The organism is Ruegeria sp. HKCCD7181 (genome assembly GCF_057221055.1).
In genome coordinates this window covers 216,532-240,018 of sequence record NZ_JBWVBC010000002.1, presented here as the reverse complement: position 1 = coordinate 240,018, position 23,487 = coordinate 216,532, and the positions used below count along the sequence as shown (strand labels likewise).

Sequence of the window (23,487 nt, the reverse complement as noted above, 5' to 3'; positions counted from 1 at the left end):
CGGATGGTTCTGACTACCACGGACGGGCAGGAAAACCTGCCAAGATATTTCGCACAAGTGTTCAAGATGATCACGCGGATCAACTGTGGGCAGCTGGATATTGCATTGCCGGACGGTCGTGTATTTCGGGCTAAAGCACCCGATCCGGGCCCAGTCGCGCGCGTGGATATACACGATCCCGAAGTCTTTGCCCGCCTTGTACGAGAAGGTGAGCTTGGGTTCTCCGATGCCTATCTAGAAGGTGAATGGAGCACTCCGGATTTGCGGTCATTCATGGATCTGGTGCATCTGGGCACGGAAACGGTCTATGACGACTTTACCGGAAAATTCCTGGTCCGGGCTTATGAAAGATTGCGTTTCTGGTTGCATCGCAACAACCGTTCACAGGCGAAAAAAAACATCTCGTACCACTATGACCTGGGCAATGAGTTTTATGGTCTGTGGTTGGACGAAACGATGACCTATTCCAGCGCCATTTTCAAAAGCGGTCAGGAAAGCCTCGAAAACGCGCAAACCGCTAAATACGCCAGTCTGATCGACGAAATGGGCGCGCAGCCCGGCGATCACGTACTGGAAATCGGCTGCGGATGGGGCGGGTTTGCTGAGTTTGCCGCCAAAGAGCGGGGTCTGCGTGTGACCGGACTGACACTTAGTCAGGAGCAGTTGAAGTTTGCGCAGGAACGCATTGAAAAGGCAGGGCTTTCCGATCAAGTTCAGTTTAAGCTTCAGGATTATCGAGATGAGCGGGGGCTATATGACGGCATTGCCTCGATCGAGATGTTCGAAGCTGTTGGGCAAAAGTACTGGCCTGTCTTCTTTGATACTGTGCGCGACCGGCTGAAGCCAGGATCACAGGCAACGTTGCAGATCATCACCGTCGCTGACCACCGGTGGGATATTTACAAGAACGGCGTTGATTTCATTCAGAAATATATTTTCCCGGGAGGTATGTTGCCGGCTCCGACAGTCCTGAAAGAACATATAAGTCAGGCGGGTCTGGACGTTATCCGGTCAAAGGAATTCGGCAAAAGCTACGATCTGACCCTGCGCCGCTGGTACGATACTTTCAACGACAAATGGGATCAGATCGCAGATTTGGGCTTTGACGAGCGTTTTCGCCGCATGTGGAATTATTATTTGACCGCCTGCGGCGCAGCCTTTGACACCGGTAATTGCGATGTGACACAGATCACTATAGCGAAACCGAGTTAACGAACGGAACCTCTCGAATGCCTACTGCCACACGTCTTGTCGCCGCTGTCTGTCTTATGGTGGTGGGGTTCATTGTGTCTGGCATGATCATCGACAATGGTGAACCGGGGAAAGACTATGGCTATTTCACCTTCGTGAACATGGGTCTGGGGCTGGCCTGCGGCTGGGTCATCATGGGCAAGCGCGCTGGCCGGGGGTGGACTGCCGCCATCAACAACGGGCTGACAGGGATCGCGTCTTTAGTGTTTTGGGGCTTGTTTGTTCAGGGCACATACGAAATGTTCCGGTTGGCCATGCGAAATCGTTTCGATGGTCCATTCGAAGCGGTACTGGCCATTTTCAAACTTGGTGTGGGATTTGGTCAACAATTGTTAGTGCCGGAAATCCTCTGGACACTTGCAATCGGTGCTCTTGTAGCCGGGTTGATGTCTGAAGAAGCGTCGCGCCGCTGGCGGTAAAATCTCCTTTCAATAACGAGGCTCAAAGCTTTGCCTGATCTGTTTTTTTACGGAACACTGCGACATGTTCCCTTGCTCGAACTTGTTCTGGGTCGGGCATCTGGCGATCTTTCCATTGCTCAGGCCACGTTGGCCGACCATTCAGTTCATGCGGTGATGGATCAGATTTTTCCAATGATCGTTGCTGACAAGGGTGGCACAGCAGAAGGTGTTCTGGCGCAAGGCTTGACCCAAGAAGATCTGGACCGCCTGGCCTATTACGAGGGCGGATTCGATTACGATCTGCAAACTCAATTGGTCACGCTGTCTGACGGTACAGCTCAAAACGCTCAGGTGTTTTTTCCCGAACCCGGTTTGTGGCGGCCAGGTCCGCGATGGTCTCTGACCGATTGGGTCGATGCGTGGGGAGCGGTTACTTTGCTGGCCGCAGAAGAGGTGATGGCCTACTATGGCAAGGTCGATGCCGCCACAATTGCGCGTTGCTTCCCCTCCATTCGTATGCGTGCCTGGGCGAAGCTAACAGCGCGCGCTCGACGAACCGGTGACACTCGGGACACAGCGAAAGACGTTATCGTTCATAAACACCGGCGCGCATATATCGATTACTTCGGCGTTGACGAGATCGAATTGCAGCACCGACTTTATGACGGAACCATGGGGCCGACCCTTAAGCGCAGTGCATTGATGCAGGGCAGCGCGGTGATCGTGCTGCCCTATGACCCAGTTCGCGACACTGTTTTGCTGGTGGAACAGTTCCGTGCCCCGGCCTATTTGATGGATGACCCTGAACCCTGGATTTGGGAGACAATTGCCGGCATGATCGACCCCGGCGAAACACCAGAACAAGCCGCGCATCGCGAGTCTTTGGAGGAGGCGGGTCTGGTGCTGAACGCGCTGCACTTTGCCGGCGGTGCTTATTCATCAACCGGATCTTCGACCGAATATGTTAATCTTTATGTGGGGCTTGCGGACTTGACGGAAACAGTCAGCGGCGGCGGACTGGCTTCCGAAGGCGAAGACATTCGTAGCAAAATCCTTCCATACGACGAATTTATGGAAATGGTGGATGGTCACGTTTTCAAGGACCTGCCACTGTTGGCGGTGGCGCACTGGCTGGCGCGGCACCGCGACGGATTGAGGGCATAGCTATCGCCGCTTGTGGTTATGGCGGGGCACCTGTAAATCTTCTGCGATACCAAACGACAAGAGGGCGCCATGCGCATTGCACGAGACCTGGCCGACGCAGTTGGCAAAACACCCCTGATCCGTCTGCGTCGCATCAGCGAGGAAACCGGATGCGAGATACTTGGGAAAGCCGAGTTCATGAATCCGGGCCAGTCCGTCAAGGATCGCGCGGCGCTGTATATCATCCGTGATGCTGTCGCGCGCGGAGACCTGAAGCCGGGCGGCACGATCGTTGAAGGCACAGCGGGCAATACCGGCATTGGGCTGGCGCTGGTCGGGGCCTCAATGGGGTTCAAGACGGTCATTGTGATCCCGGAAACGCAGTCGGAAGAAAAGAAAGACATGCTGCGGTTGGCTGGGGCTCAGCTGGTGCAGGTTCCGGCCGCGCCTTACCGCAATCCCAACAACTTTGTGCACTACTCGCGCCGACTGGCCGAGGAGCTGGCTCAGACAGAGCCCAACGGAGCGATTTGGGCGAACCAGTTCGACAATGTCGCCAACCGCCAGTCGCACGTGGAAACGACCGGCCCTGAAATCTGGGAACAAACTGGCGGGAAAGTCGATGGTTTCGTTTGCGCTGTAGGCTCAGGCGGGACACTGGCCGGTGTGGCCGACGCACTACAGCCCAAGGGCGTCAAAATCGGGCTGGCTGATCCGATGGGTGCTGGCCTCTTTTCCTACTATACCACCGGCGAGATCGCGATGGAGGGCAGCTCGATCGCTGAAGGCATCGGTCAGGTTCGGGTTACGAAAAACCTGGAAGGGTTTACCCCCGATTTCTCGTATCAGGTCACCGACAACGAGGCGTTGCCTTATATCTTTGATCTACTCCGCGAAGAAGGTTTGGTTATGGGCGGTTCGACCGCGATCAACATGGCCGGTGCGGTGCGTCTGGCCAAGGATCTTGGCCCGGGTCATACAATCGTGACGATCCTGTGCGATTATGGCACCCGCTATCAGTCCAAACTGTTCAATCCGGAATTTCTGCGGGAAAAAGAGTTGCCTGTGCCTGACTGGATGACAGAGGCGCCTCGCAGTATCCCCGGCGTGTTCGAGGACGTGTGATGTTGCGACAGGTCCGCCTGTTTCTGATCCTTCTGACATTTTGCCTTTTCGGGCTGGGTGGAGTGGCCTCTGCCCAGCTGACGGATCGGCAAAGCGACTATTACAAAGGATGGATCAGTACGGCGGACCGCGCCGAAGCGGTGATCGAGACCAACCGGGCCTCGAATGCTTCACTTGAAAATTTACGTTCAGAAATAAACGGTTACCGCGAAGACTTTAACAAGGCGCGCAGCGCCAATACTGAGCGTATCCAAACGCTGGAAAATCAAATCAAGGCGCTGGGGCCCAAGCCCGAAGACGGCGGTAGCGAACCCGAAGATATTTCCAAGCTGCGCGAGCACCTTGAAAACCAGCTCAACGGTTTGCGGGTGCCGCGGATCATCTCGGAAGAGGCCTATACCCGCGCAAACGGTTTGATAAGCGAGATTGATCAGATCATTCGGAAACGCCAAACGAAGGAGCTGTTGCAGCGGGACCCATCGCCATTAAATCCCGCGTATTGGCGACCAGCTTGGATAGATGTGACAGAGGCCGTTCGCAGCCTTTGGAACGAAACCATAAAGAACCTGCGCTCTGACGTCGTGCGTGAGCAGATGCGTGAACGTGCCCTTGGAATCGTGTTCTTACTGGCTGTCGCAAGTGTGCTTCTGCTTTACGGGCGTAGCTGGTCGGAAAAGGGCGGCGATTACCTGCGGCGTTTTGGGGGAAGTGGCAGCGGAGTCTGGACGTTTGTCATTTCACTTCTGCGGATTATCCTGCCCTGGTTAGGAGTTTGGGCATTCGTCCAAGCAGTCATGTTGACCGGTGTTTTGGGGCTGCGGGGGACGCTTCTGTTCCAGAATATCCCATTCTGGGCAGCGACGATCTTCTATTTCGACTGGATCGGTCGACAGATTTATCTGATGGGGGCCACACAGGGTTTCAGCAGAGTATCCGCCCAAAAAATTATCGAGCTTCGCGTCTATATCGATCTACTGGCGGGAATGCTGATCCTTCATGAATTGGCAATCCTGTTCGAGCAGATCGAGAATATCTCGGATGCAACGCGCGCAGTTGTCGGGTTTCCGGTTGTTGTAGTGACGGCGCTGCTGCTGCTGCGCGTCCGCCAGATCCGGCAATCGCCGCAATACACCGATCCGGCGATCGCCGAAACCCCTTCGCGTCTAGCCGGGTTCAGCCAGCTTGTTGAATTCCTCCGCCGGGCTTTGTTTCTGCTTGGGATTGCCACACCGATTTTGGCAGCGTTTGGATATATCAATGCTGCCGAAGCGATTGTGTTTCCGGCGGTCAAGACTCTCGTCCTGATAGCCGCGATCATCATTGTGCAACGGTTCTTCAGTCTTGTTTACGGATGGATCACAGGGCAGGGCGAGGCGGCCAAAGACTCTTTGTTCTCTGTTCTGGTTGGGTTCGCATTGGCAATTCTCTCGCTTCCTTTGCTTGCGATCTACTGGGGGGCGCGGGAAACGGACCTGCTCGAAGCCTGGGCGCGTCTGCTTCTGGGGTTCGATATCGGCGGCGTGACGATTTCCCCCAGCAATTTCATGGTCTTTGTCGCTGTCTTTGTCATCGGTTACACGCTGACTCGTCTGGTTCAGGGGGGGCTGCGCAATTCCCTTTTGCCAAAGACCAGTATTGATCCCGGTGGACAGAATGCCATCGTTGCGGGCACCGGGTACGTCGGCATATTCCTTGCTGCGTTGGCAGCGATCATGGTGGCCGGGTTTGATCTTTCGTCACTGGCGATCGTAGCGGGTGCACTGTCCGTTGGTATCGGCTTCGGATTGCAAACCATCGTTTCCAACTTCGTATCTGGAATTATTTTGCTGGTCGAGCGTCCGATTTCCAAAGGCGATTGGATCGATGTGAACGGAATGATGGGGTATGTCCGCGACATCTCGGTCCGTTCCACGCGGATCGAGACGTTTGACCGAACCGATGTGATTGTGCCGAATTCAGATTTGATCAGCGGAGTGGTCACGAATTATACGCGCGGCAACACGATCGGGCGTGTGATCGTGCCGGTCGGTGTGGCGTACGGAACCGACACGCGCAAGGTCGAAACCATTTTGGGTGAGATTGCGAATGCTCATCCCATGGTGCTGGCCAATCCTGCGCCCAGCGTTGTATTTCAGGGCTTCGGAGCGGACTCGCTGGATTTCGAAATCCGGGCCATCTTGCGCGATGTGAATTGGGTGCTGAGCGTAAAATCGGACATGAATCACGAAATCAACCAGCGGTTCGTGAACGAGGGTATCGAGATTCCGTTTGCTCAGCGCGATGTCTGGCTGCGCAATGCCGAGGTGCTACGCAGTTCGGGCGAGGCGGCTGAGAAACCGGCTCAGACGCCGCCAGAGCCGCGCGAAACCGACGAAAAAGCACAGCCTGTTGAACTGACCGAAACGGATCTGGATGCGGGTGACGGGGACGAGCTCTGAACCAGTGGATTGATCCTGCGGCGACGGTATAGCAGCGCAAGAGTTTAGTGCCGAAACCGGAAATTTGTTTTTCACCTGAGAGGCTTCATTTCATTGCAATCGGCCCTTGCAAATCCAGTTTCTATGGTCCAAACAACGCCGGCACGGAGAGGTGGCCGAGTGGTCGAAGGCGCACGCCTGGAAAGTGTGTAGGCGGGAAACCGTCTCCAGGGTTCGAATCCCTGTCTCTCCGCCATTCACCAGCATTTGCCGATAACACCAAAGGTGAGGGTTCACCTGCGATCTGGTCATGTTCTTTTTTCGCCGGTCGAAAAGCTCATTGTTGCAATCCAACCGGCGTTTGAAGTCAGATACACATCTCTAGACTGGAGCCCGGAAACTGTTTCAAAACCACGTCGTGGCGCTCCGTTGGAATCGCACACAAGGCAGTGGACAGACCGTCCGCAAGGGCCGCATCGGGCGCCGATACGGATAGAATCTGGTGATGCAGTTCACCGCCGTTTGGATTCAGGATATGCCCTTGTGCATCAGTCAGCATGAGAGTTTTGGCATCCGATGTGGCGATGGCTCTGTCCCGAAGTTCAACGCGCTTTATGACATCGCGGTTCGGGCCGGTCACGCCTACACGCCAGTCACGTCCGTCGGCGCGCTGGCCACTGGCGACGATCTCTCCCATGTTGACTAACACGTCGCGCAAGCCATGCGATGCAAGTAGGGCGGCAATTCGGTCTGTTATGGCCCCTTGGGCGATGCCATTGAGTGTTAGGCCCGAAAGGCCCGGCTTGGGTAGCTGAATTGCGTCTGTTTGGACGGAAACCTTGTTCCACCCAATCGTTTCGCGGGCCGACAAGATGTCTTCAGTACTCGCACCGGTCGCCAGCGCAGCCCAGAGAGGCTGAATTGTGGGGTCGAATACGCCATCAGTGGCGTTGTGAAGGGCCGAGCACAGGCTAAGCACGTTCAGAAGTTCTGGGGCTGGTGCCGCAAGAAAGCCGTCCCGATTCAATCGGCAGATCTCTGAGTTGGGGCGGTAGAGGCTAAAGATGTTCTCCAACCTGGTTACTTCGGCTTCAACAGCTGAAATCACGGGTCCGGCTTGTTTATCGGTTAGTCCTTCCAGCCTTAGGCTGGCTGCGGCACCCAACGCAGTACCGCGCCAATGTGCAACAGGTGCTGCCATTGTGCCTGCCGGGAGAGCAGCACAAGCGGCCGAGATGGTCAGAAACCGACGGCGGGACAGATGGGTCATGCTGGCGTCTCCAATTTCAGATCCAAATCGACGGGGCCCAGAACCTCGACATCCGGTATGTCGGTCAAGGACAACGATGTGCCCCCGTGTTGGCCGATGAACGCTTCGGCATCCGAAGGGTCGGCAAATGGCACGACTTCACGCGCGCCCATGCCGCCGGCGACGTTTGCGCCGACCACAAAAGTCGCTCCGCCGGCGTGTATCCAATTTGAAATACCGGGCTGCTGCCAATTTGGCGCGACACCCATGTCACTGACATAGACGGCGGTAATCCGGGCATCCCGCTCGGGGCTTTTGAGATAAGCCACCATGTCACGCACCTGTGCAAAGAACAAAGGGGCAGGGTAGCCTTCGAGATGGATCTGGCCTTTTGGTCCGCCATGTTCAGCGATGTTCATCTGGCAGAAGAAGCTTAGTGCATCCGGGGTCAGATCGACAGGATCGGGGGCGGCGATCTGCTCCTCTTTGCAGGCGCTCAGGGCGACCAGTGCAATCACGGCAAGGTGCTTCATGGCTCGACCTTCCGGAATGCGGCGCGGGCGAGGATGAAACCAAGCACCGGCCAGATCAGCAGCGAGGCAGGCGCGGCCCAGACGGGCAGGGCCTGCGCGGCTCCGGTCATGCCAGAGGCCATAGCCACACCTTCGGTCGCAGCAATGTTCCACAGACGGAATGCGTCGGCCGGGTTGGCTACCATCACCCATGGAAAGACGGATTGAGTGAAGGTGCCGTCCTTATCCATGACGACGGCCCCCAACAGGCCCAGATCATAGAGGACGACAAAAACCAGCCAGAGCCCGGCCGACAGGCCTGCCGCTGCCGTGGCGCCCCTGGCCAGAGCAGACAGCAGGTAACCCAGCGCCAAAAAAACGGCGCCCAGCAGAATGGATGTGAGGATGAGGCGGGCCAGTGCGATCAGGCTTTCCGGGCCAGCGCCGCCGAACCAAGCCGCAACCGCGCCTGCCGTGCCAAAGCCGACGGTCATGGCAAAAGCCAATGCGGCCAGGTGGGCGGTGAACTTGCCCAACAGGATTTCACCGCGCCCCGCAGGGTAGGACAGCAGCAGCGACAGGCTGCCGCGATCCACGTCACCGGCGATGGCATCAAAGGCGATCATCAGCGCCAACAACGGCGCAAGATAGACTGACAGCGTGGTCATCGACGCGACCGAGACGGTCAACATGTCGACTCCCAATGTGCCAGTTGGCGCGCTGCCTGCGAAAGTCAGCGCCAGCGCAAACAGCACCATGATCAGCGTAGCCATCAGCAGCCAACGGTTGCGGCGCAGGATTAGCATTTCAGTGCGGGTTATGGCGAGGAAGCGAGTCATTGCAAATCCTCCTGGGCGTAATGACGATAGAGGTCTTCCAGCTTGGGCGGCGTCATTTCGACATCCGCCACTGCGTCGCCCAGTCCGGCGATGCGGCGCAGGGCCTCCATCTTGTCATCGGGTGCGCAGAGAAGTTCAACCGCAGCCCCGTTGATCCGGTTGCCGCCCAGTTCAGCGGCGAGTGCGTCGGGGTTGTCGCTGGCGCGGACCCGCAGGCGGATCGGCAGGCCAGCCAGAGCTGACAAATTGCTCAACGTGTCATCAGCGACCATCTTCCCCTTGCGCATGATGGCGATGCGGTCGGTGCGGGCTTCGACCTCGGTCAGGGCGTGGGACGCGATCAGGACGGCTGTGCCCTGCGCGGCCAGTTCGTCGATGATGGCGTAGAGGTCCTGCCGTGAGATCGGATCCAAACCGGATGTCGGTTCATCCAGCAGCGCCACTTTGGGCTGACCCAGCAGTACCTGTGCCAGTCCCAGACGTTGCCGCATGCCTTTGGAATAGGCTCCGATGCGGCGGTCCAGCGCGTCGCTGAGGCCAACGCGTTCCAGAAGTCCGGGAATATCGGCTTTCTCACCGGAAAGCTGCGCAAACAGGGTCAATTGCTCGCGCCCGGTCAATGCGGGATGGAACGAGACCGCCTCGGGCAGATAAGCCGTATCCCGACGTGCACGTGCACTGCCGGGGAGCGAGTCGCCGATCTGAATTGCTCCGCAATTGATCGGCGTCAGGCCGAGGATGGATTTGATCAGAGTAGATTTGCCCGCGCCGTTATGGCCCAGCAGCGCAACACGCTGACCGGGGGCGAGAGAGAGGGTGATATCGTCAAGAACGCGGGTCTTGCCACGGTCCTTGCAGACGCTTTCGATCGTCAGGGCCTTATCCGTCATGAGGCACCTTTTTCATTGCTGGGGGTTCAGGGGCTTGCATCAATGGGTTGCTGTCGATCACGCCACCCGGCAGCAGAGCCGGGAATGCCGATTGCGACCAGCGCACCAGTTGCACGGCAGGAGAGCCGAGCAGAAGTTTGGCTGCGGGTTGGGTCCACAGCACATGGTCCATACTGTCATTGGGGCGATAAGGGGCATCGGCGATGCCGTTGCCATCCACATCATAAGCGGCAAAATCAGACCAGTAATTGCCGCGTCCGTCTTCGGACCACTCGACCCATTTGGTCGAGACGTATTTCACCTGTGTCCGGTTGCCGACAAAGGCATTGCCAACAATGCGGTTGCGTTCGCTGCCGGCGGTAAAGTGAATGCCGATGCCGCAACCCTGGAACCAGTTGTCGGTGAATTCGTTCTTGTTGGAGTTATAGAGGAAGGTGCATTTTTCCTTGGCACCTTTCACCACGTTGCCGGTGATGACGCTTTTGTTGGCATAGTTCAGCATCACGCCATGTTCACGGTCACCGATCGAGACATTGTTGGCCACGGTCACATTGGTCGTGAACATCACCGCATAGCCCAGATCATTCCCAATCGAGACATTGTCGCTGACGACCGAGTCGTCTGCATACATGTAATGCACCGCGAAACGTAGATCGCGGAACAGGTTGTTGGTGAAGGTGTTTTTCTTGGACGAGTTCACAAAGATCCCGTCACGACCGTACCGGATATCATTGCCATCAACCACCGCGCCGGGTGCATTCCAGACGTAGACGCCATTGCCGCGGTCATTCATCCGCTGGTCTTGGCGGCCTTCGATCCGGTTGCCACGTACGATGCTGTCCTTGGCACCATGAATGTCGACGCCATAGAGATTTCCCAGCAGCACGTTATCTTCGACCACCGGCGCTTTGGCCGTCTTGGTCAATTGGATACCACTGTCGATCCCGTCATGGCTCGAGCCCGAGCCGATCACCGTCAGACCGCGCACGGTCACGCCGGGTCCGGTCACTGTGATGACGCTGCCCGCGCCTTGTCCGTCAATAGTGGCCTGTCCCAGCCCGTCGATGGTGACGGGCCGGTCCAGAACCAGGGTTTCGGTGTAAACACCGGGGCTCAGGCGGAGGGTGTCCCCATCCGCCGCCTGCGCCAGTATCTCGCTGATGGCCCCCGCCCGGTTGGGCACATCCCAGTCCGCCGCCCAAAGGGGCGAGCCGAGCAGGAGCGGTATGAGCAGGGGCCAACGCATGGGTTATGCCCCCTGCGGCTCGACCAGCATCCGGCCGCGCATTTCCATGTGCAGCGCGTGGCAGAACCACTGGCAGTAGAACCAGTGCACGCCCGGACGGTCGGCAGTGAAGGTGACCGAGGCTGTCGCCAGCGGCGCAACTTCCATCGCGATGCCGTAGTTGCCCAGGCAGAAGCCGTGGGTCACGTCGTCCACGTCATCCAGGTTGGTGATGTAGACAGTTACTTCATCACCCTGTTTGACGGTGAACTTCTCAAGGCTGAAGGTCGGTGCCTGCGAAGTCATGTAGACCCGCACCTTGTTGCCATCACGGATGGGTTCTTCGGCGCCTTCTTCCAGATCGATGCCATCGGCTTCGGCCTGTTTGCGGGCGTCTTCCCAAGTGATGTCGTTGCGATCCCAGACGTTGACCGGGTTAACGATGTCGCTGCGAACGATGATCGAGTCATGCGGCTCGGCAAAGGTCGGGCCGTCGTGAACCACTTTCATCTCGTCGGTTGAGATGTCGATCAGCTGCTCGTTCTCGGGCTTCAGCGGACCCGTGTTCAGGAACCGGTCTTTCGAGAACTTGTTCATCGAAATCAGCCATTTGCCGTCGGCATCCTTGGTTTCACCCATGGAAGTCGAGTTGTGGCCCGGCTGATAGTGCACATCGACCTTCGAGATGATCGGGTCGACATCAGCGCCACCGTAAGCTTCGATTGCCTTGTCGATGTTCCACTTCACGATCTGACTGTCCAGGAACAGCGTGGTGAACGCGTTGCCCTGACCATCATATGCGGTGTGAAGCGGGCCAAGGCCCAGCTGCGGTTCACCCACGATGCAGGACCGCGGGTCGGCATCGCTTTCGAACAGAGCGTCCAGCTTGGTAACGTCCATGATCGACACGGTCGGCGACAGCTTACCGTTGATGCAGACGTGCTTGCCGTCAGGCGCGGTGTTGATGCCGTGGGGCGAGTTCGGGATCGGGATGTAGCGGGTATACTTCTTGTTCTGACCCTTACGACCGTCCAGAACCTTGACGCCTTTCAGCTCCTGATAGTCGCCAGCCTCGATGCCTTTTTCGATTTCCGCGAGGTTGAATACAACAACGTGGTCCAGTTCGTTCTCAGTCATCTCGGCCAGGTTCATACCCATTTCCGAGTTGTACGAGGTCGAATAGGCGTATTTGCCCTGATAGTCGCAGTCGGTGTTGTCGAGGTTACCCGACACAATCACCTGCCATGCCACTTCCATGGTGTCGCCATCCAGCGCGGTGAAGATGTTCACGTATTGCGACGGATCATCCAGCACTGTGCCATCATTGACCAGCGGAGTTTCATCTTCACCGTTGGCAAAGACATAACCGGTGCGCGGGAATTTTTGCGGACGCAGCCCGTGGATCGCCTTGGCGTTCGGGATTTCGGTGATCTTGTCGCACTTCATCACATCGCAGCGTACACGAGCGACGCGGGTGTTGGCCTTGTCGTTCATGAACAGATAGCGGCCGTCATAGGTGCCGTCAGTGAACGACATATGCGGGTGGTGAAGGTCGCCGTTGTCATAGGTTTTCATGCCACGCTTGGCGAGGAACTCCTTGGTTTCCGGCAGCAGACCGTCGGTCATGATCTTCAGCGACTCGTTGGTCTGACCCCAACCTGTGGCCGAGCAGCGGTTGAATACCGGAACCCGCATCAGTTCGCGCATGGACGGGAAGCCCAGGATACGCAGTTCACCGGTCTGACCCGAGGACCAGAAGCCGTAATACTCGTCCAGCTCGCCAGGCTGCAAGTTCGCATTGGCTGCAGCGCTGGCCTGTTTCGCGGTCATCAGGGTCGAGCCCAGACCGGTCCCGGCCAGCACGGCGCCGGTTGCGGTTGCACCCAGCATCCCGCGGCGTGTGACGGTTAGTTTCTTGTCATGTTCCGACATGATCGTTCCTCCTTTAGGAAACGGTTTGCGGTTTGGCGTTCGGATGGTTCGCCGGTGGTTGTCCGAGAGGGGTTTTCGGTTGAACCGACCCCGTCTTGCCCCGCCGTTTCAGCTGGCGGATGACGACGGGACACTTGGTCTCGGACTGGTAGAGCACCTGACAATGCAGGCAGGTGACGCACTCGTTCGGGTTGATCTCACCGGTTGGGTGGATTGCCTGAACGGGGCATTCGTTGGCGCAGGTCTGACAAGGCGTGCCGCAATCTTTGTAGCGGCGCAGCCAGTCGAACATGCGGACACGGGCAGGGATCGCCAGCGCACCGCCCAGCGGGCAGAGGTAGCGACAGTAAAAGCGTTCAATGAACAGACCGATCACCAGCAAAGCCAGCGCAAAGACCACGAAAGGCCAGTCGCGCATGAATTTCAGAATGATCGCGGTCTTGAACGGTTCAATCTCGGCATAGGTTTCGGCCAATGGGATCGAGACAAAACTCAGGCCAAACAGGCCAAGGAAGATCATGTATTTCGCAGGCCAGAGGCGTTCATTCAGGCCCCAGGGCAGGGTCCATTGCGGTACTTTCAGAGCGCGTGCGATCTTGTTGGTCAGTTCTTGCAAGGCACCGAACGGGCACAACCAGCCGCAATAGGCGCCACGACCCCAGAACAGCAGGGCGGCAGCGACGGCAAACCATTGAATGAACACCAGCGGATCCAGCAGGAAGGCATCCCACGAGAAGCCGGTTCGCAAGCTGCCCGCCAGTGCCATCAGGTTCACGACGCTCAACTGGGCATTGGCGTACCATCCGATGAAGAACAGTGTCATTGTCAGATAACCGATGCGAAACCAGTAGAAGACCCGCGCATTCATGGTGGCGTGGAACTGGAAGAAGAACGTGGCGGTCAGCACCAGCAGCATGAAACCCAAACCGGCAATCTCAACCGTGCGGTCCTTCCAGATACGTTTCCACAGAGCGGCTTTGGCAGCAGCTTCGCCGGTGGCGTCATCGACAACGGTGGGGGCCGCAACTGGTAGCAGGTATTGCTCGGGCAGTTTGTAGCCCAGATCGAAGGTCAGAAAGATCTTTTCCACCGCACCTACCGCACGTTGCACCAGCAGTTGCAGGCGGAACGGTTCGGTCGGGTCGAACTCGGCATCTGCCGGGATCTTGAAGATGTCCAGTTCGACAAAGCTCGGGGCATCAGGCGCTGCAACCTTGCCCAGTCGCCGTTGCTGCTTGTCGAAGAAACGAACCGAATTGTCGCCCTGTATCAGCTGAATCCGGTCGAAAATCCCACCGCGAACATAACCTGAGCCTTTAAAGCTATAGTCCCCGCGCCCCAGAACCAGAATGGCCTGTTCGCCTTCGTTCAGCCATTCGGTCAGGTTTTCATATTCAGCCTCGCCCAACAGGGACTTGCCGATCGAAGGAACCGAGACCAGCGCTACGTGCATGTCGATGAATGTGTCTTCCGGCTCACCAGGTTCGGGGCGCTTGATGGCGCGCTGATCGCCCGTCGCTTCAAAGGCCGCGTTGACCTGGCCTACATCCAGCGTCAGTCGGCGGATCGAACCGTCACCCGAAAGGGTTGCCCAGTCATAGAGAGCGCTCTTCGCCATATCGACTTCGCGCTTTGGACCATCGGCCTGCAACGGTGACAGACCGCCCAGACCCAGTGCGCGGGCCACCTTGATACCGCCGCGCACAAGGCTGTCGTCGATCACCATGATCGTGACGGTGGCGCCCGAGATGATGTCGAGGTCATGCCCCTCACCACCCGTCTCGGCTTCAATCTTGAGGTCAAGCCCGGTGTAACCTTCGGTCAGTTCAACCATGCGAGAGTTGGGAATACCGATCAGAACAATGGGTTCCGAGTGTTTGACCAGCTGCACGCCAGTCAGAACAGCATCGTCGTCGATAGCCGCGACCACATGGATGGGTTTGCCAGAATACCCGGTGGTTCCAACAAAATCAGAGGTCAGGAAGGCCCAGGCGACGGTTTCGCCCCCCTTCAGAACAGGGGCGACTTTTATGTCCTCGCGGACCGGGCCAAAAGCATCGGCACCAGGCGCCAAATCGGCGGGGCTCAGATCGGGCAGGAAACTGGCGAGGCTGTCGGCACGGGCGCTGATCGCGATCAGGCAGGACAGAGTAAGGGCCAGCAGGAAATGGATTGCGCGACTTACGACCACGGCGCACCTCCGGAAATTTGGATTGACGCCATGGACGCGCGCAGGGCGCGTTCGGTTTTATCTTGGGACGCAAACGGAGGGCCTCGGGTTTCGGGCCACAATCGTTTCGAGTGGTACAAATCGCACAGGTCCCGGTTTCCAGCGCGTACAATCTGTACATTTCCAGCCTGCGACAACACAGGGACCTCGGGCAGCGGCGCCGCCGTCGTCACAGCGCAAAGTGCGCAATCCGCACATTTCGGGCATGGCGCAGCTGGGTCGTTGCTGTCCTCTTCAAGGTCGACCTCGACCCAGACCGCGCCTGCCTCCGAGCAGATCTCCACCCACATGCTTTCCCCGGGACTCGCCAGCGCCGGGCCAAGCATTTGTAACAACAGAAGGAAAATGCCTGCCAGCGCACACGCCGCGCGTGAAACGCGGACAGGGAAAGTGTGCATAAGGTTACGGGCAGGCATGGAGAATCCAACTCGGCAGTCTTTCGTGAGTTCTACGGGATTCTCTCTGACGGATACTTGACTTAGGTCAGGTTTCAGAAAATTTGGGACCTATCCGTCGGCTTCATCCATTAGGCCACGCACCCAACGTCCGGCAAGCCAGGAAGCAGGTATGCCCAGCGGTAACGACCACAGGATTGCAGGTACCGGTCCAATCGCACCGAAACCCGCACTGTGTAGGATCAACCCTGCCAAAAACAAGTTGATGGCCACGGTCAACGCCGTGGCCGGATAGAGCAAAATGGCCAGTTTCCAGACCGGCCATTTTTCATCAGTGGCTGGTGCCTTCTGAGAATGTGATCTTGTTCCAGACATTGTATTTCCCCGAGGGTTTGCGCATCGGCAGGCGGCGGACTTCTTCCAGCGTTTGCGCATCGTAAACGATCACCGCGCCGTCATCTTCCCAAATCGACACCAGCGCATAGCTGCCGTCCTTGGTAAATTCGACGTGGGCAACGGTTTTGCCGGGAGCCGGACGCAGAGTCTTTACGATTTCAAGACTTTGCTTGTCGATCACATGCATGGCGTCCTTGTTAGGGCCAAAGAACACATCGGCCCAGACGTAAGGCGAATTCTCATGGCTGCGCATAAAGAAACCTGGGCCTTCGGTCTTGATTCGCTTGACGGTCTCCCATGTCTCCATGTCAATCACCGAGACTGTGCCGTCGGTCAGATGCGGCGTGGCCATTACTGTGGTGTCGCTGTGCTTCCACGTAATACCCGAACCCAAGTGCGGCATCCCCGGCAGATCCAAATCAGCCACTTTCTGACCGATCACCAAGTCGATTACCTGACCGCCTTTGCCATCGCGCGAGGCGCCCATGACGTATTCATAGCTCTGGTCAAAGAAGAAATCGTCCAGATAGTCGGGCGTTGTGATTTTGCGTACGGGGAAAGGGTTGGGGTTCTTGAACTGGCCTTCGATGCGGAAATCGTGACCCAACCCGGATTGAGGTGGGTTGTCGCCGTAGAAGACCTCCCAGATCTCCGGGACGTCTTTCAAAGCCAGCACAAAGCTCTCGCGCGGTGGGGCCTGATAGACGGCCGATACGCGGCTGGGATTTCCCTTTTTACTTTTGATCTCAATAACCTGTGCAACAGAAAGGTCCTCGGTCGACAGTAGGGTCAAGCTGTTCGGCAGGTAATTTGCCACGGCCACCCATTTGCCGTCGCCGGACATGGCGATGTTGCGGCTATTGAGGCCCGCGCGCACGCGGCCCACCTGTTTCAGCGCCCAGATGTCATACTTCTGCACCCAGCCATCGCGAGACATAATGAAGACATACCGCCCGTCGGGACTGAACTTTGGTCCACCGTGAACGGCAAATGGGGTCTCGAAACGATCCAGGACTTCGAAGGTATCGCCGTCCAATACGCTGACATGATGGTCGCCGGTTTCTACAGCCAGAGTGATGTTCATCGGGTCGCTGGCCCAAACAGGGGCGTCAACCGCAATGTAGTCTTCATCCAGTGTGCGGCTTGCCATGATATCGGCCTCACCCCATTCCGGGTTGGTTTCCAGCGGAGATTTCAACCAGCCCGCCAGTTCCTCGATCTGCAACGTGTCGAGCTCATGCGAAAACGCCGGCATCTGCGTGGCGGTGCGCCCTTCGGCGATCACAGCGGCCACACGTGGGCCACGCATCCGTTTCAGCGTTTCGGGGATTAAGGCAGGGCCTACACCACCGAGACGGTTTTCACCGTGGCAGGACGCGCAATGCTCGGCGTAATCGGATTGGGCGTCCGCCCATGCGGTTCCGGCCAGCAGCAAAGAGCACAGTGTGCCAACCTTGAGTGTTCTAAAAGAATTGATGTGCCGGATCATGACGTTTCCCCCGGAACGGTGTGACTTGCAGGCGTTCGCCCGTGCCGTCTACACCGATTTCTTCATTTGACAGGTAGCAGGCCGGGTCCTCGGCCCAGGGATCGCCCGTCAGTTGCAAGGCCCTGATACGGGTGTTGCCGCCGCAGACATCCTTTAATTGACACGCGCCACAGCGCCCCTTGAGCGGGCGTGGTCGGGTTCGAAGCATGGCCAACATCTGGTCATCGCTTGTCCAGAGTTCTGAAAACGCTTGGGTTTTGACGTTGCCGACTGTGTAATCCGACCAATAGGTGTCAGGGTGAACCCTGCCCAGATTGTCGATATTTGCCACACCTAAACCACTGGAATTACCACCCCATGCGGCCAGATGATCTCGCACATGGGCTTCGCTCTGAGCATCGAAATGCGCGCGCACCCAGTTCAGAAAATAACCCGCATCGGCATCGTTGTTGCCGGTCACGATGTCCAGTGGTCGTCCACCTGACGCAGCTTCCCAAGCCCGTTCCAGCAAAAGGTCGAGGCCTTTGCGGGTACGTAGATGTTCGGCATCCTCGCCCCGGTTCTTGTCGCCACGTCCGGCATAGACCAGGTGAGAAAGGTAGAACTTGTCCACACCCTCGTCATCGCAGAGTTGCAGCAGATCGGGCAGGTGGTGTTGCGTACCTTCGGTCAGGCAGAAACGCAGACCGACTTTGATACCGCGTTTCTTGCATTCGCGTACCCCGCGCAACGCATCGGCAAAGGCGCCCTCGACACCGCGGAACCAGTCATTGGTAGCTCCGATCCCGTCCAGCGAGATGCCGACATAGTTAAAGCCTACATCGGCGATCATGTCCGCTGTCTCGTCATGAATCCGCGTGCCGTTGGTCGACAGCGCCAGCATCGGTACAAGCTCGCGCGCTCGCTTGGCAATGTCGAAGAAATCGAACCGGTCCAGCGGCTCCCCACCCGAGAGGATCAGGGCCGGGACGCGAAAATGGCCCAGATCCTCAAGGGTTACCATGGCTTGCTCATGACTGAGCTCACCTGGGAACGCAACATCCGCCGAGACGGTGTAGCAATGTCGGCATTTCAGGTTGCAGCGCCGTGTCAGGTTCCAGATCACAACGGGTTTCACTGGGCCGGGACGGTGTTTGCGCACCGGGGTCGGTTTGACGAGCTGGTGCATGTATTCGGTCAGGCGGAACATGGTCTCAGCCTTTCGCTTTCAGGCGCAGCCCGGTCTTTTTCAGGATGCGTGTGGAATAGAGGATGTCTTTTGCTCGACAGGCGTCACCCAGAATATCGGTAATTTGGCTGCGCTTTTCTTCAACTTCCGCCTTGTCAGCGCCATGTACCATGGCGAACAGGTTATACGGCCAGTCGGGCAGGGCGCGTGGCCGTTCATAGCAATGGGTAACAAACGGCAGGGCGCCGATCAGCGCGCCCAATTCGGCAATGCGCTCGTCATCGACATCCCACACAGTCATCCCGTTCGAGGTCATGCCCAGTTTGTAGTGGTTGGGGGCTGCAGCGATACGGCGGATCACGCCACGTGTCTTGAGCGCAGCCAGACGGGTCAGAAGAACGTCTTCGTCCATGCCAAGATCTTCCGCCACCTGAGCATAAGGTGCAGGGACCAGGGGTAACCCGCCCTGAAGCGTCTCGATGATCTGTCTGTCAGTCGTGTCGATCATGCTGCCACCCGGAAGCCGATAAAGAATTCTTGCAGTTTGGGGAAGCGAAGAACCTTGATTCCCGTTTCCAGTTCGATGGCATCGGCGGCGGCCTCGATCCCCGTAGGTGTTTCGGTAGCCAGCACAAACCACATGTTTAGCCGGTGCGTGCGCTCATAATTATGCGCGACCTCGGCATGTGCATTGACTTTGGTCAGGACGGTTTCGAATTCGTCGGCAGGAACAGCCATTGCACACAAGCAGAACGCCCCGCCCATGGCGGCGGCGTCGAAGAACGGGCCAAAACGGGTTATCACGCGCTCCTCTTTCATCCGTGACAGACGGGCCAGCAGATCGCCTTCCGATATCCCTAGTTCGTCAGCTACATTGGCGTAGGGATGCGATGTCAGAGGCAGGTCATCCTGCATTCGGTTCAGAATGGCCCTGTCAATCGTGTCGAGAGGGGTCATGCGACGGCTTCCTTGGGTTTGATCAACGCACCAGTCTGTTTGAAACAGCGGGTTGAGAACAGTACTTTATGCTGTGCACCTGCCAGTTCCGGTAGCGCTGCCGCACCAGCCAGAACTTCACGCGCTTCAGGGCGGGAGCGGGCATGGATCATTGAATAGAGGCGATAAGGCCAAATGCCTTCAACCGGTCTGCGCTCGTAGCACAGGGTAACACCAGGGTGCGCAGAAAGTGCGGGCCCGGCCTGGTCGATCTGTTCAGATGGCAAATCCCAGACAACCATAGCGTTGGCGGACCACCCCAGTGCGCGATGGCGAACGATTACCCCTAGACGAGAGATGATGCCCGCACCGTGCAACACGCGAATGCGTTCCATGATTTCCCCGGAATCGCGCCCCAGTAAACGGGCAACCGCGGCGTAAGGATCGGCCACAAGTGGCAAACCGGAGCTCAGAGCCTGAAGCAGGTCCCGATCTCCGCCTTGCATGACGGACCGATTGATTTTTCGCGCAGTCGGGACGCGCCGGGAACCGCCGGACATGCGGAAACCCAGATCGACGTTGAACGGGCGCACAAGTCGCAAGTCGAGCACACGCAGGCCAGTTCGTTCGGCAATCCGGGCAAGCGTGTCATCCACATGTGCCCGATCCGGACCCGTGGCCACGAACCAGAGGTTCCAGTCATCCTCGCGCTGGTAGTTGTGGTTCACACCCGGTTCGGAATCGATTAGGGCTGCAAACTCCTCAATGCGCTCCTCAGGTGCGGCGACGGCAGCCAAAGTGCTGGCCGAGACAGCACCGGGTGCGATAGTTGCACCGACACGGGTGATCCGCCCCGCCGCCCGCATTCGGGCCAACCGGTCGACCACTTCGTCTTCGCTGAGGTTCAGTTTGTTGGCCAGAACCTGAAACGGGTGTTCAACGACGGGAAAATCCCGTTGGAAATCGTCCAACAAACTGCGATCTATCGGGTCTGTGATATGGCACATGGGTTCAGAGTCCCGTTCTGTGCGCGCGGGCAGTGAAGAAGATACCGGATGGGCTGTCTGCTTCGATTTCGCGCAATTTTTTAAATGTTTGCGTGTCGTAGACCATGACTTTGTTGGCATCGCGCACACTGATCCAGACCTCGTGACCGCGCGGTGTGAATTCCATGTGCAGAACGGCGGGGCCGGGTTTGAACTCGTGGATGATTTCCTTGCTGACGCTATCGATCACCTGGATTGTGTCGTTCAGTGGATGAGCAAAGTTCACCCAAACCTGCCGTCCGTCGGGACGCGCCATGGCAAAGACCGGCTGGCCGTGAGTCTTGGTTCGTCCGGTTTCCGTCAGTGTTTCTGCGTTAACCCAGAGAACTTCGTGGTGGCCGACGGCGGGGAGGACAAACTCGCTGCCTGTCAGCGCCCAGCCTTCCAGATGAGGCATTTTGTAGACGGGCATCTCTTCTTGCCCGCGCCCGTAGTTGGGTAGCACTCGAATTGGTTCGGGATTTTCTGACCACAGGTCGAGCGCGGTCAGACCGTCCTCGCCAAACAGACCGGTGATATAGGTGCGGCCGTTGGAGGTGATCAGCGCGTCGTATGGGTTTTTACCCATATCGGTGATCTTTGTGATCTCAGGCGTGCCCTGAGAAAAGTCGGCAATCCAGGTTTCGCCTGTGTCCCACATAGTGAACACGAACCGGCGGCCCGGCGCGTCCACCAGACCAATGGTTTTACTGTCGGTGGGGATGTCGGCGACCATCTCAAGTGTATCGGCGTCGAAAACGCGTACGCCGCCGGGTTCATAGTTTGAAACGGCCACCAGCTTGCCGTCATCCGAAATGGCGCCGCCAATGGCATTGCCCGCTTGCTCGACGCGGTTCGCTATCTGCCGGCTGACGATGTCCACTTTTGTCAAACCGCCATCGCGCCCGAATACATAGGCAAAGCGTTCGTCGGGCGAATACACGAGCGAAGCATGGGACAGGTCACCCAGACCTTCGATTCGCGCCAGTGCGGCGCGGTCGGATTGATCCACCAGCAGAACCGAACCCTTGGCGCGTTCGATTACCAGCCCGAGATCCCCGGTGGCGGTGGGTTCGGCCTGTGCGGTTGTCATCAAAAGTGTGGCCACAAGGCCAAGGACGAGATGTTTCATTGTGCCTCCGGTTCCAGAAGGTAGCGGGCGATCCATTCGGCCTCTTCTTCGCTGATCAGGGGCCGCCAAGGGGGCATAGCGGTGTCGGGGATGCCGTCGAGGATGACCCCGGTCAGAACGTCGGAGTCGTAATGCTGTAGGGTTTCGGACCGCAGATCAGGGCCAAGGCCACCTTTCAGCGACAGTCCGTGGCACGAGCCGCAGTCCTGATGGACCAGTCGTTTCAGCGCGTTTGGGTCAAGCACGTCGGCGGCAAGAGCCGACGTGGCCACGAACACGGCCGTTGAAAGAATTGCGCGCGCAGTCCAGCCCGAGCGTCCGTTGTTCATATTGACGACGCTAGCCATGTGCCTGCTCCAACAGATCGGTCAAAGGCTTTTCGGCGTAAAGCGATACCACCTTACCGATGATAAACAGCGTCGGGGCTTTCAGTTCGGCAGTGCGCACATCTGACGCAAGCTGATCCAGACGAGAGACGAGGCGGCGTTCGTCCCGAGTGGTGGCCTTGCCAACGGCCAGAACAGGGGTTGATCCGGGCAGATTCTCGGTCATCAGACCAACGGCGATCTGGCCGATATTGGCGACACCCATATAGACAACCAAAGTCGTGTCGGGATCAGCCAAACGCTTCCAATCCAGATCCAGAACCTTGTCCGCCTGGCGGTGGCCGGTGACATACTGAACCGAGGTCGCAAGACCGCGATGCGTCAGGGGTACACCGGTCGAGCAGGACGCGCCTTGTGCTGCGGTGATACCGGGGGCGTATTCGACCGCGACGCCGTGAGCCATCAGATAGGCGGCTTCTTCCGAACCGCGACCAAAGATCATCGGGTCGCCACCCTTGAGTCGGGCCACGATATGACCATTCGTTGCTTCTTCCCGCAGGATTTCATTGATCTGCTCTTGCGGAACAGTGTGGCACTTTGGAGCCTTGCCGACCGGGATCAGCCGCGCGCCTTCGGCGTGCATGGCAAGAATGTCGTCCGAGACCAGGCGGTCATAGACCACCACATCGGCCTCTTGCAGCATCCGTATGGCTCGCAGGGTCATCAGCTCTGGATCGCCCGGACCGGCACCGATCAGAAAAACCTTACCGCTCATGTGCAAACTCGCTTGTTCTGAATGTCTTCGGAACCCGGGTATTCAGGCAACATCCTCGCGATAATCCGGTGGGAAATCGGGACGTTGCTAGGTGAACCGGGCGTGTCATGGGGGCAGATTGGCGCAATCGCAAACCAACCTCCTTGACATAAGTTAAGGAGCGCGGGAATTGCGCCCGCGCTCCTTTTTTCTGCCTGTATTTCTGCCTCGGCTCAGGGTTCGACGGTGATCATTCCGATCATGTTCTGAGTCTCCCAATGCGGTCCGCAGAGGTAGTCCTGCTGGCCCGGTGTGAGGAACGTCAGCTCCACTGTTTCCTCGGGGAAAAGTCGGTCGCTTTCAGGTTCGCTGCCGTCTTTCAGCAGCACGCTGTGGCTGGTGCGTTTGTCTACATTGACCCAGCGAACTGTTGTGCCTGCTTTAACGGTCAGTTCCCCCGGGCAAAAATTGTATTTGTACATCAGCACTACTTCGGCGTCCTCAACAGCCTCGGACGGCTGGCCGAATATCTCGACATAGTTTTCTTCAGCTTCGGCACAGATTGCAGCGGTGTCTTCATCTGCCGCAAACGCCGGTGAGGCCAACAGCAGAAGTGCAGGAAGAAGGCGGTGGGTCTTCATTGTCCGTGTCT

General features: G+C 57.7%; 23 protein-coding genes and 1 tRNA gene. 6 read left to right on the top strand and 18 right to left on the bottom strand.

Annotated elements, in window-relative coordinates; genetic code table 11:
- Window positions 1-3: 3 nt before the first annotated feature.
- The 6 genes from AC2TCY_RS04630 (at window position 4) to AC2TCY_RS04605 (ending at window position 6,593) form a co-directional block, all read left to right on the top strand.
- On the top strand, window positions 4-1,212 hold the full coding sequence (locus AC2TCY_RS04630; RefSeq protein WP_480845801.1) for a class I SAM-dependent methyltransferase: 1,209 nt from the start codon (window positions 4-6) through the stop codon (window positions 1,210-1,212).
- A 17-nt stretch (window positions 1,213-1,229) separates the two neighbouring features.
- Window positions 1,230-1,670 carry a TrgA family protein gene (locus tag AC2TCY_RS04625; RefSeq protein ID WP_480845800.1) on the top strand — a complete coding sequence of 147 codons (441 nt, stop codon included), beginning with the start codon at window positions 1,230-1,232 and terminating at the stop codon, window positions 1,668-1,670.
- A 30-nt stretch (window positions 1,671-1,700) separates the two neighbouring features.
- The gene (locus AC2TCY_RS04620) at window positions 1,701-2,816 is read left to right on the top strand and encodes an NUDIX domain-containing protein (RefSeq protein WP_480845799.1); all 1,116 of its coding nucleotides are present in this window, start codon (window positions 1,701-1,703) and stop codon (window positions 2,814-2,816) included.
- 69 nt (window positions 2,817-2,885) lie between these two features.
- A complete protein-coding gene (locus AC2TCY_RS04615; RefSeq protein ID WP_480845797.1) occupies window positions 2,886-3,920 on the top strand; it encodes a cysteine synthase A in 1,035 nt (344 codons plus the stop codon).
- A complete protein-coding gene (locus tag AC2TCY_RS04610) occupies window positions 3,920-6,358 on the top strand; it encodes a DUF3772 domain-containing protein (RefSeq protein WP_480845796.1) in 2,439 nt (812 codons plus the stop codon). Before AC2TCY_RS04615 ends, AC2TCY_RS04610 begins: the two co-directional genes overlap by 1 nt.
- A gap of 145 nt (window positions 6,359-6,503) precedes the next feature.
- A tRNA-Ser gene (locus AC2TCY_RS04605) sits at window positions 6,504-6,593 on the top strand.
- Between the two features lie 111 nt (window positions 6,594-6,704).
- Here the strand turns inward: AC2TCY_RS04605 and AC2TCY_RS04600 are convergent.
- The 18 genes from AC2TCY_RS04600 to AC2TCY_RS04515 all read right to left on the bottom strand — a co-directional run bounded on the left by AC2TCY_RS04600 (window position 6,705) and on the right by AC2TCY_RS04515 (window position 23,476).
- A complete protein-coding gene (locus tag AC2TCY_RS04600; RefSeq protein WP_480845794.1) occupies window positions 6,705-7,607 on the bottom strand; it encodes an FAD:protein FMN transferase in 903 nt (300 codons plus the stop codon).
- Window positions 7,604-8,119 carry a nitrous oxide reductase accessory protein NosL gene (locus tag AC2TCY_RS04595; protein ID WP_480845792.1) on the bottom strand — a complete coding sequence of 172 codons (516 nt, stop codon included), beginning with the start codon at window positions 8,117-8,119 and terminating at the stop codon, window positions 7,604-7,606. The genes AC2TCY_RS04600 and AC2TCY_RS04595 overlap by 4 nt, the downstream gene beginning before the upstream one ends.
- Window positions 8,116-8,937 (bottom strand): ABC transporter permease, encoded by an 822-nt coding sequence (locus AC2TCY_RS04590; protein WP_480845791.1) that lies wholly within the window; start codon window positions 8,935-8,937, stop codon window positions 8,116-8,118. The genes AC2TCY_RS04595 and AC2TCY_RS04590 overlap by 4 nt, the downstream gene beginning before the upstream one ends.
- On the bottom strand, window positions 8,934-9,827 hold the full coding sequence (locus tag AC2TCY_RS04585) for an ABC transporter ATP-binding protein (RefSeq protein ID WP_480845790.1): 894 nt from the start codon (window positions 9,825-9,827) through the stop codon (window positions 8,934-8,936). The genes AC2TCY_RS04590 and AC2TCY_RS04585 overlap by 4 nt, the downstream gene beginning before the upstream one ends.
- Window positions 9,817-11,073 (bottom strand): nitrous oxide reductase family maturation protein NosD, encoded by a 1,257-nt coding sequence (locus tag AC2TCY_RS04580; protein ID WP_480845789.1) that lies wholly within the window; start codon window positions 11,071-11,073, stop codon window positions 9,817-9,819. Before AC2TCY_RS04580 ends, AC2TCY_RS04585 begins: the two co-directional genes overlap by 11 nt.
- 3 nt (window positions 11,074-11,076) lie before the next feature.
- Window positions 11,077-12,984, bottom strand: coding sequence for a TAT-dependent nitrous-oxide reductase (gene nosZ / locus AC2TCY_RS04575; protein WP_480845787.1), 1,908 nt, complete (start codon window positions 12,982-12,984; stop codon window positions 11,077-11,079).
- Window positions 12,985-12,997: 13 nt separating this feature from the next.
- Window positions 12,998-15,175 carry a 4Fe-4S binding protein gene (locus AC2TCY_RS04570; protein ID WP_480845786.1) on the bottom strand — a complete coding sequence of 726 codons (2,178 nt, stop codon included), beginning with the start codon at window positions 15,173-15,175 and terminating at the stop codon, window positions 12,998-13,000.
- Complete coding sequence (locus AC2TCY_RS04565; RefSeq protein WP_480845785.1) at window positions 15,166-15,630, bottom strand: DUF2946 family protein; 465 nt, start codon at window positions 15,628-15,630, stop codon at window positions 15,166-15,168. Before AC2TCY_RS04565 ends, AC2TCY_RS04570 begins: the two co-directional genes overlap by 10 nt.
- A 90-nt stretch (window positions 15,631-15,720) precedes the next feature.
- Window positions 15,721-15,984: a hypothetical protein gene (locus tag AC2TCY_RS04560; RefSeq protein ID WP_480845784.1), complete on the bottom strand. Its 264-nt coding sequence runs from the start codon at window positions 15,982-15,984 to the stop codon at window positions 15,721-15,723.
- Window positions 15,941-17,494, bottom strand: a complete 1,554-nt coding sequence (locus AC2TCY_RS04555) for a cytochrome D1 domain-containing protein (RefSeq protein ID WP_480845783.1) — start codon at window positions 17,492-17,494, stop codon at window positions 15,941-15,943. Before AC2TCY_RS04555 ends, AC2TCY_RS04560 begins: the two co-directional genes overlap by 44 nt.
- Entirely contained in the window at window positions 17,469-18,683 is a 1,215-nt protein-coding gene (gene nirJ / locus AC2TCY_RS04550) for a heme d1 biosynthesis radical SAM protein NirJ (RefSeq protein ID WP_480845782.1), read from the bottom strand. The genes AC2TCY_RS04555 and nirJ overlap by 26 nt, the downstream gene beginning before the upstream one ends.
- Before the next feature lie 4 nt (window positions 18,684-18,687).
- Complete coding sequence (ahbB, locus tag AC2TCY_RS04545) at window positions 18,688-19,170, bottom strand: siroheme decarboxylase subunit beta (RefSeq protein WP_480845780.1); 483 nt, start codon at window positions 19,168-19,170, stop codon at window positions 18,688-18,690.
- Window positions 19,167-19,619 carry an Lrp/AsnC family transcriptional regulator gene (locus AC2TCY_RS04540; protein ID WP_480845779.1) on the bottom strand — a complete coding sequence of 151 codons (453 nt, stop codon included), beginning with the start codon at window positions 19,617-19,619 and terminating at the stop codon, window positions 19,167-19,169. Before AC2TCY_RS04540 ends, ahbB (AC2TCY_RS04545) begins: the two co-directional genes overlap by 4 nt.
- Window positions 19,616-20,605, bottom strand: a complete 990-nt coding sequence (ahbB, locus tag AC2TCY_RS04535) for a siroheme decarboxylase subunit beta (protein WP_480845777.1) — start codon at window positions 20,603-20,605, stop codon at window positions 19,616-19,618. The genes AC2TCY_RS04540 and ahbB (AC2TCY_RS04535) overlap by 4 nt, the downstream gene beginning before the upstream one ends.
- Window positions 20,606-20,609: 4 nt before the next feature.
- Window positions 20,610-21,755: a cytochrome D1 domain-containing protein gene (locus tag AC2TCY_RS04530; RefSeq protein ID WP_480845776.1), complete on the bottom strand. Its 1,146-nt coding sequence runs from the start codon at window positions 21,753-21,755 to the stop codon at window positions 20,610-20,612.
- On the bottom strand, window positions 21,752-22,102 hold the full coding sequence (locus AC2TCY_RS04525) for a c-type cytochrome (protein ID WP_480845775.1): 351 nt from the start codon (window positions 22,100-22,102) through the stop codon (window positions 21,752-21,754). The genes AC2TCY_RS04530 and AC2TCY_RS04525 overlap by 4 nt, the downstream gene beginning before the upstream one ends.
- Window positions 22,095-22,856: a uroporphyrinogen-III C-methyltransferase gene (gene cobA, locus AC2TCY_RS04520; protein ID WP_480845774.1), complete on the bottom strand. Its 762-nt coding sequence runs from the start codon at window positions 22,854-22,856 to the stop codon at window positions 22,095-22,097. The genes AC2TCY_RS04525 and cobA overlap by 8 nt, the downstream gene beginning before the upstream one ends.
- A gap of 212 nt (window positions 22,857-23,068) precedes the next feature.
- On the bottom strand, window positions 23,069-23,476 hold the full coding sequence (locus AC2TCY_RS04515) for a cupredoxin domain-containing protein (RefSeq protein ID WP_480845773.1): 408 nt from the start codon (window positions 23,474-23,476) through the stop codon (window positions 23,069-23,071).
- Between the last annotated feature and the right edge of the window lie 11 nt (window positions 23,477-23,487).

Bases quoted from the DNA above. Each gene is read 5' to 3' on its own strand.
- AC2TCY_RS04595 (WP_480845792.1), bottom strand. From the start codon at position 8,119: ATGAAGCACCTTGCCGTGATTGCACTGGTCGCCCTGAGCGCCTGCAAA.
- AC2TCY_RS04515 (WP_480845773.1), bottom strand. From the start codon at position 23,476: ATGAAGACCCACCGCCTTCTTCCTGCACTTCTGCTGTTGGCCTCACCG.
- AC2TCY_RS04625 (WP_480845800.1), top strand. From the start codon at position 1,230: ATGCCTACTGCCACACGTCTTGTCGCCGCTGTCTGTCTTATGGTGGTG.
- AC2TCY_RS04580 (WP_480845789.1), bottom strand. From the start codon at position 11,073: ATGCGTTGGCCCCTGCTCATACCGCTCCTGCTCGGCTCGCCCCTTTGG.
- AC2TCY_RS04540 (WP_480845779.1), bottom strand. From the start codon at position 19,619: ATGACCCCTCTCGACACGATTGACAGGGCCATTCTGAACCGAATGCAG.
- AC2TCY_RS04615 (WP_480845797.1), top strand. From the start codon at position 2,886: ATGCGCATTGCACGAGACCTGGCCGACGCAGTTGGCAAAACACCCCTG.
- AC2TCY_RS04590 (WP_480845791.1), bottom strand. From the start codon at position 8,937: ATGACTCGCTTCCTCGCCATAACCCGCACTGAAATGCTAATCCTGCGC.
- cobA (WP_480845774.1), bottom strand. From the start codon at position 22,856: ATGAGCGGTAAGGTTTTTCTGATCGGTGCCGGTCCGGGCGATCCAGAG.
- nirJ (WP_480845782.1), bottom strand. From the start codon at position 18,683: ATGTTCCGCCTGACCGAATACATGCACCAGCTCGTCAAACCGACCCCG.
- AC2TCY_RS04600 (WP_480845794.1), bottom strand. From the start codon at position 7,607: ATGACCCATCTGTCCCGCCGTCGGTTTCTGACCATCTCGGCCGCTTGT.
- AC2TCY_RS04565 (WP_480845785.1), bottom strand. From the start codon at position 15,630: ATGCCTGCCCGTAACCTTATGCACACTTTCCCTGTCCGCGTTTCACGC.
- ahbB (WP_480845777.1), bottom strand. From the start codon at position 20,605: ATGTGCCATATCACAGACCCGATAGATCGCAGTTTGTTGGACGATTTC.
- AC2TCY_RS04525 (WP_480845775.1), bottom strand. From the start codon at position 22,102: ATGGCTAGCGTCGTCAATATGAACAACGGACGCTCGGGCTGGACTGCG.
- AC2TCY_RS04560 (WP_480845784.1), bottom strand. From the start codon at position 15,984: ATGTCTGGAACAAGATCACATTCTCAGAAGGCACCAGCCACTGATGAA.
- AC2TCY_RS04630 (WP_480845801.1), top strand. From the start codon at position 4: ATGGTTCTGACTACCACGGACGGGCAGGAAAACCTGCCAAGATATTTC.
- AC2TCY_RS04555 (WP_480845783.1), bottom strand. From the start codon at position 17,494: ATGATCCGGCACATCAATTCTTTTAGAACACTCAAGGTTGGCACACTG.
- ahbB (WP_480845780.1), bottom strand. From the start codon at position 19,170: ATGATCGACACGACTGACAGACAGATCATCGAGACGCTTCAGGGCGGG.
- nosZ (WP_480845787.1), bottom strand. From the start codon at position 12,984: ATGTCGGAACATGACAAGAAACTAACCGTCACACGCCGCGGGATGCTG.
- AC2TCY_RS04585 (WP_480845790.1), bottom strand. From the start codon at position 9,827: ATGACGGATAAGGCCCTGACGATCGAAAGCGTCTGCAAGGACCGTGGC.
- AC2TCY_RS04610 (WP_480845796.1), top strand. From the start codon at position 3,920: ATGTTGCGACAGGTCCGCCTGTTTCTGATCCTTCTGACATTTTGCCTT.
- AC2TCY_RS04530 (WP_480845776.1), bottom strand. From the start codon at position 21,755: ATGAAACATCTCGTCCTTGGCCTTGTGGCCACACTTTTGATGACAACC.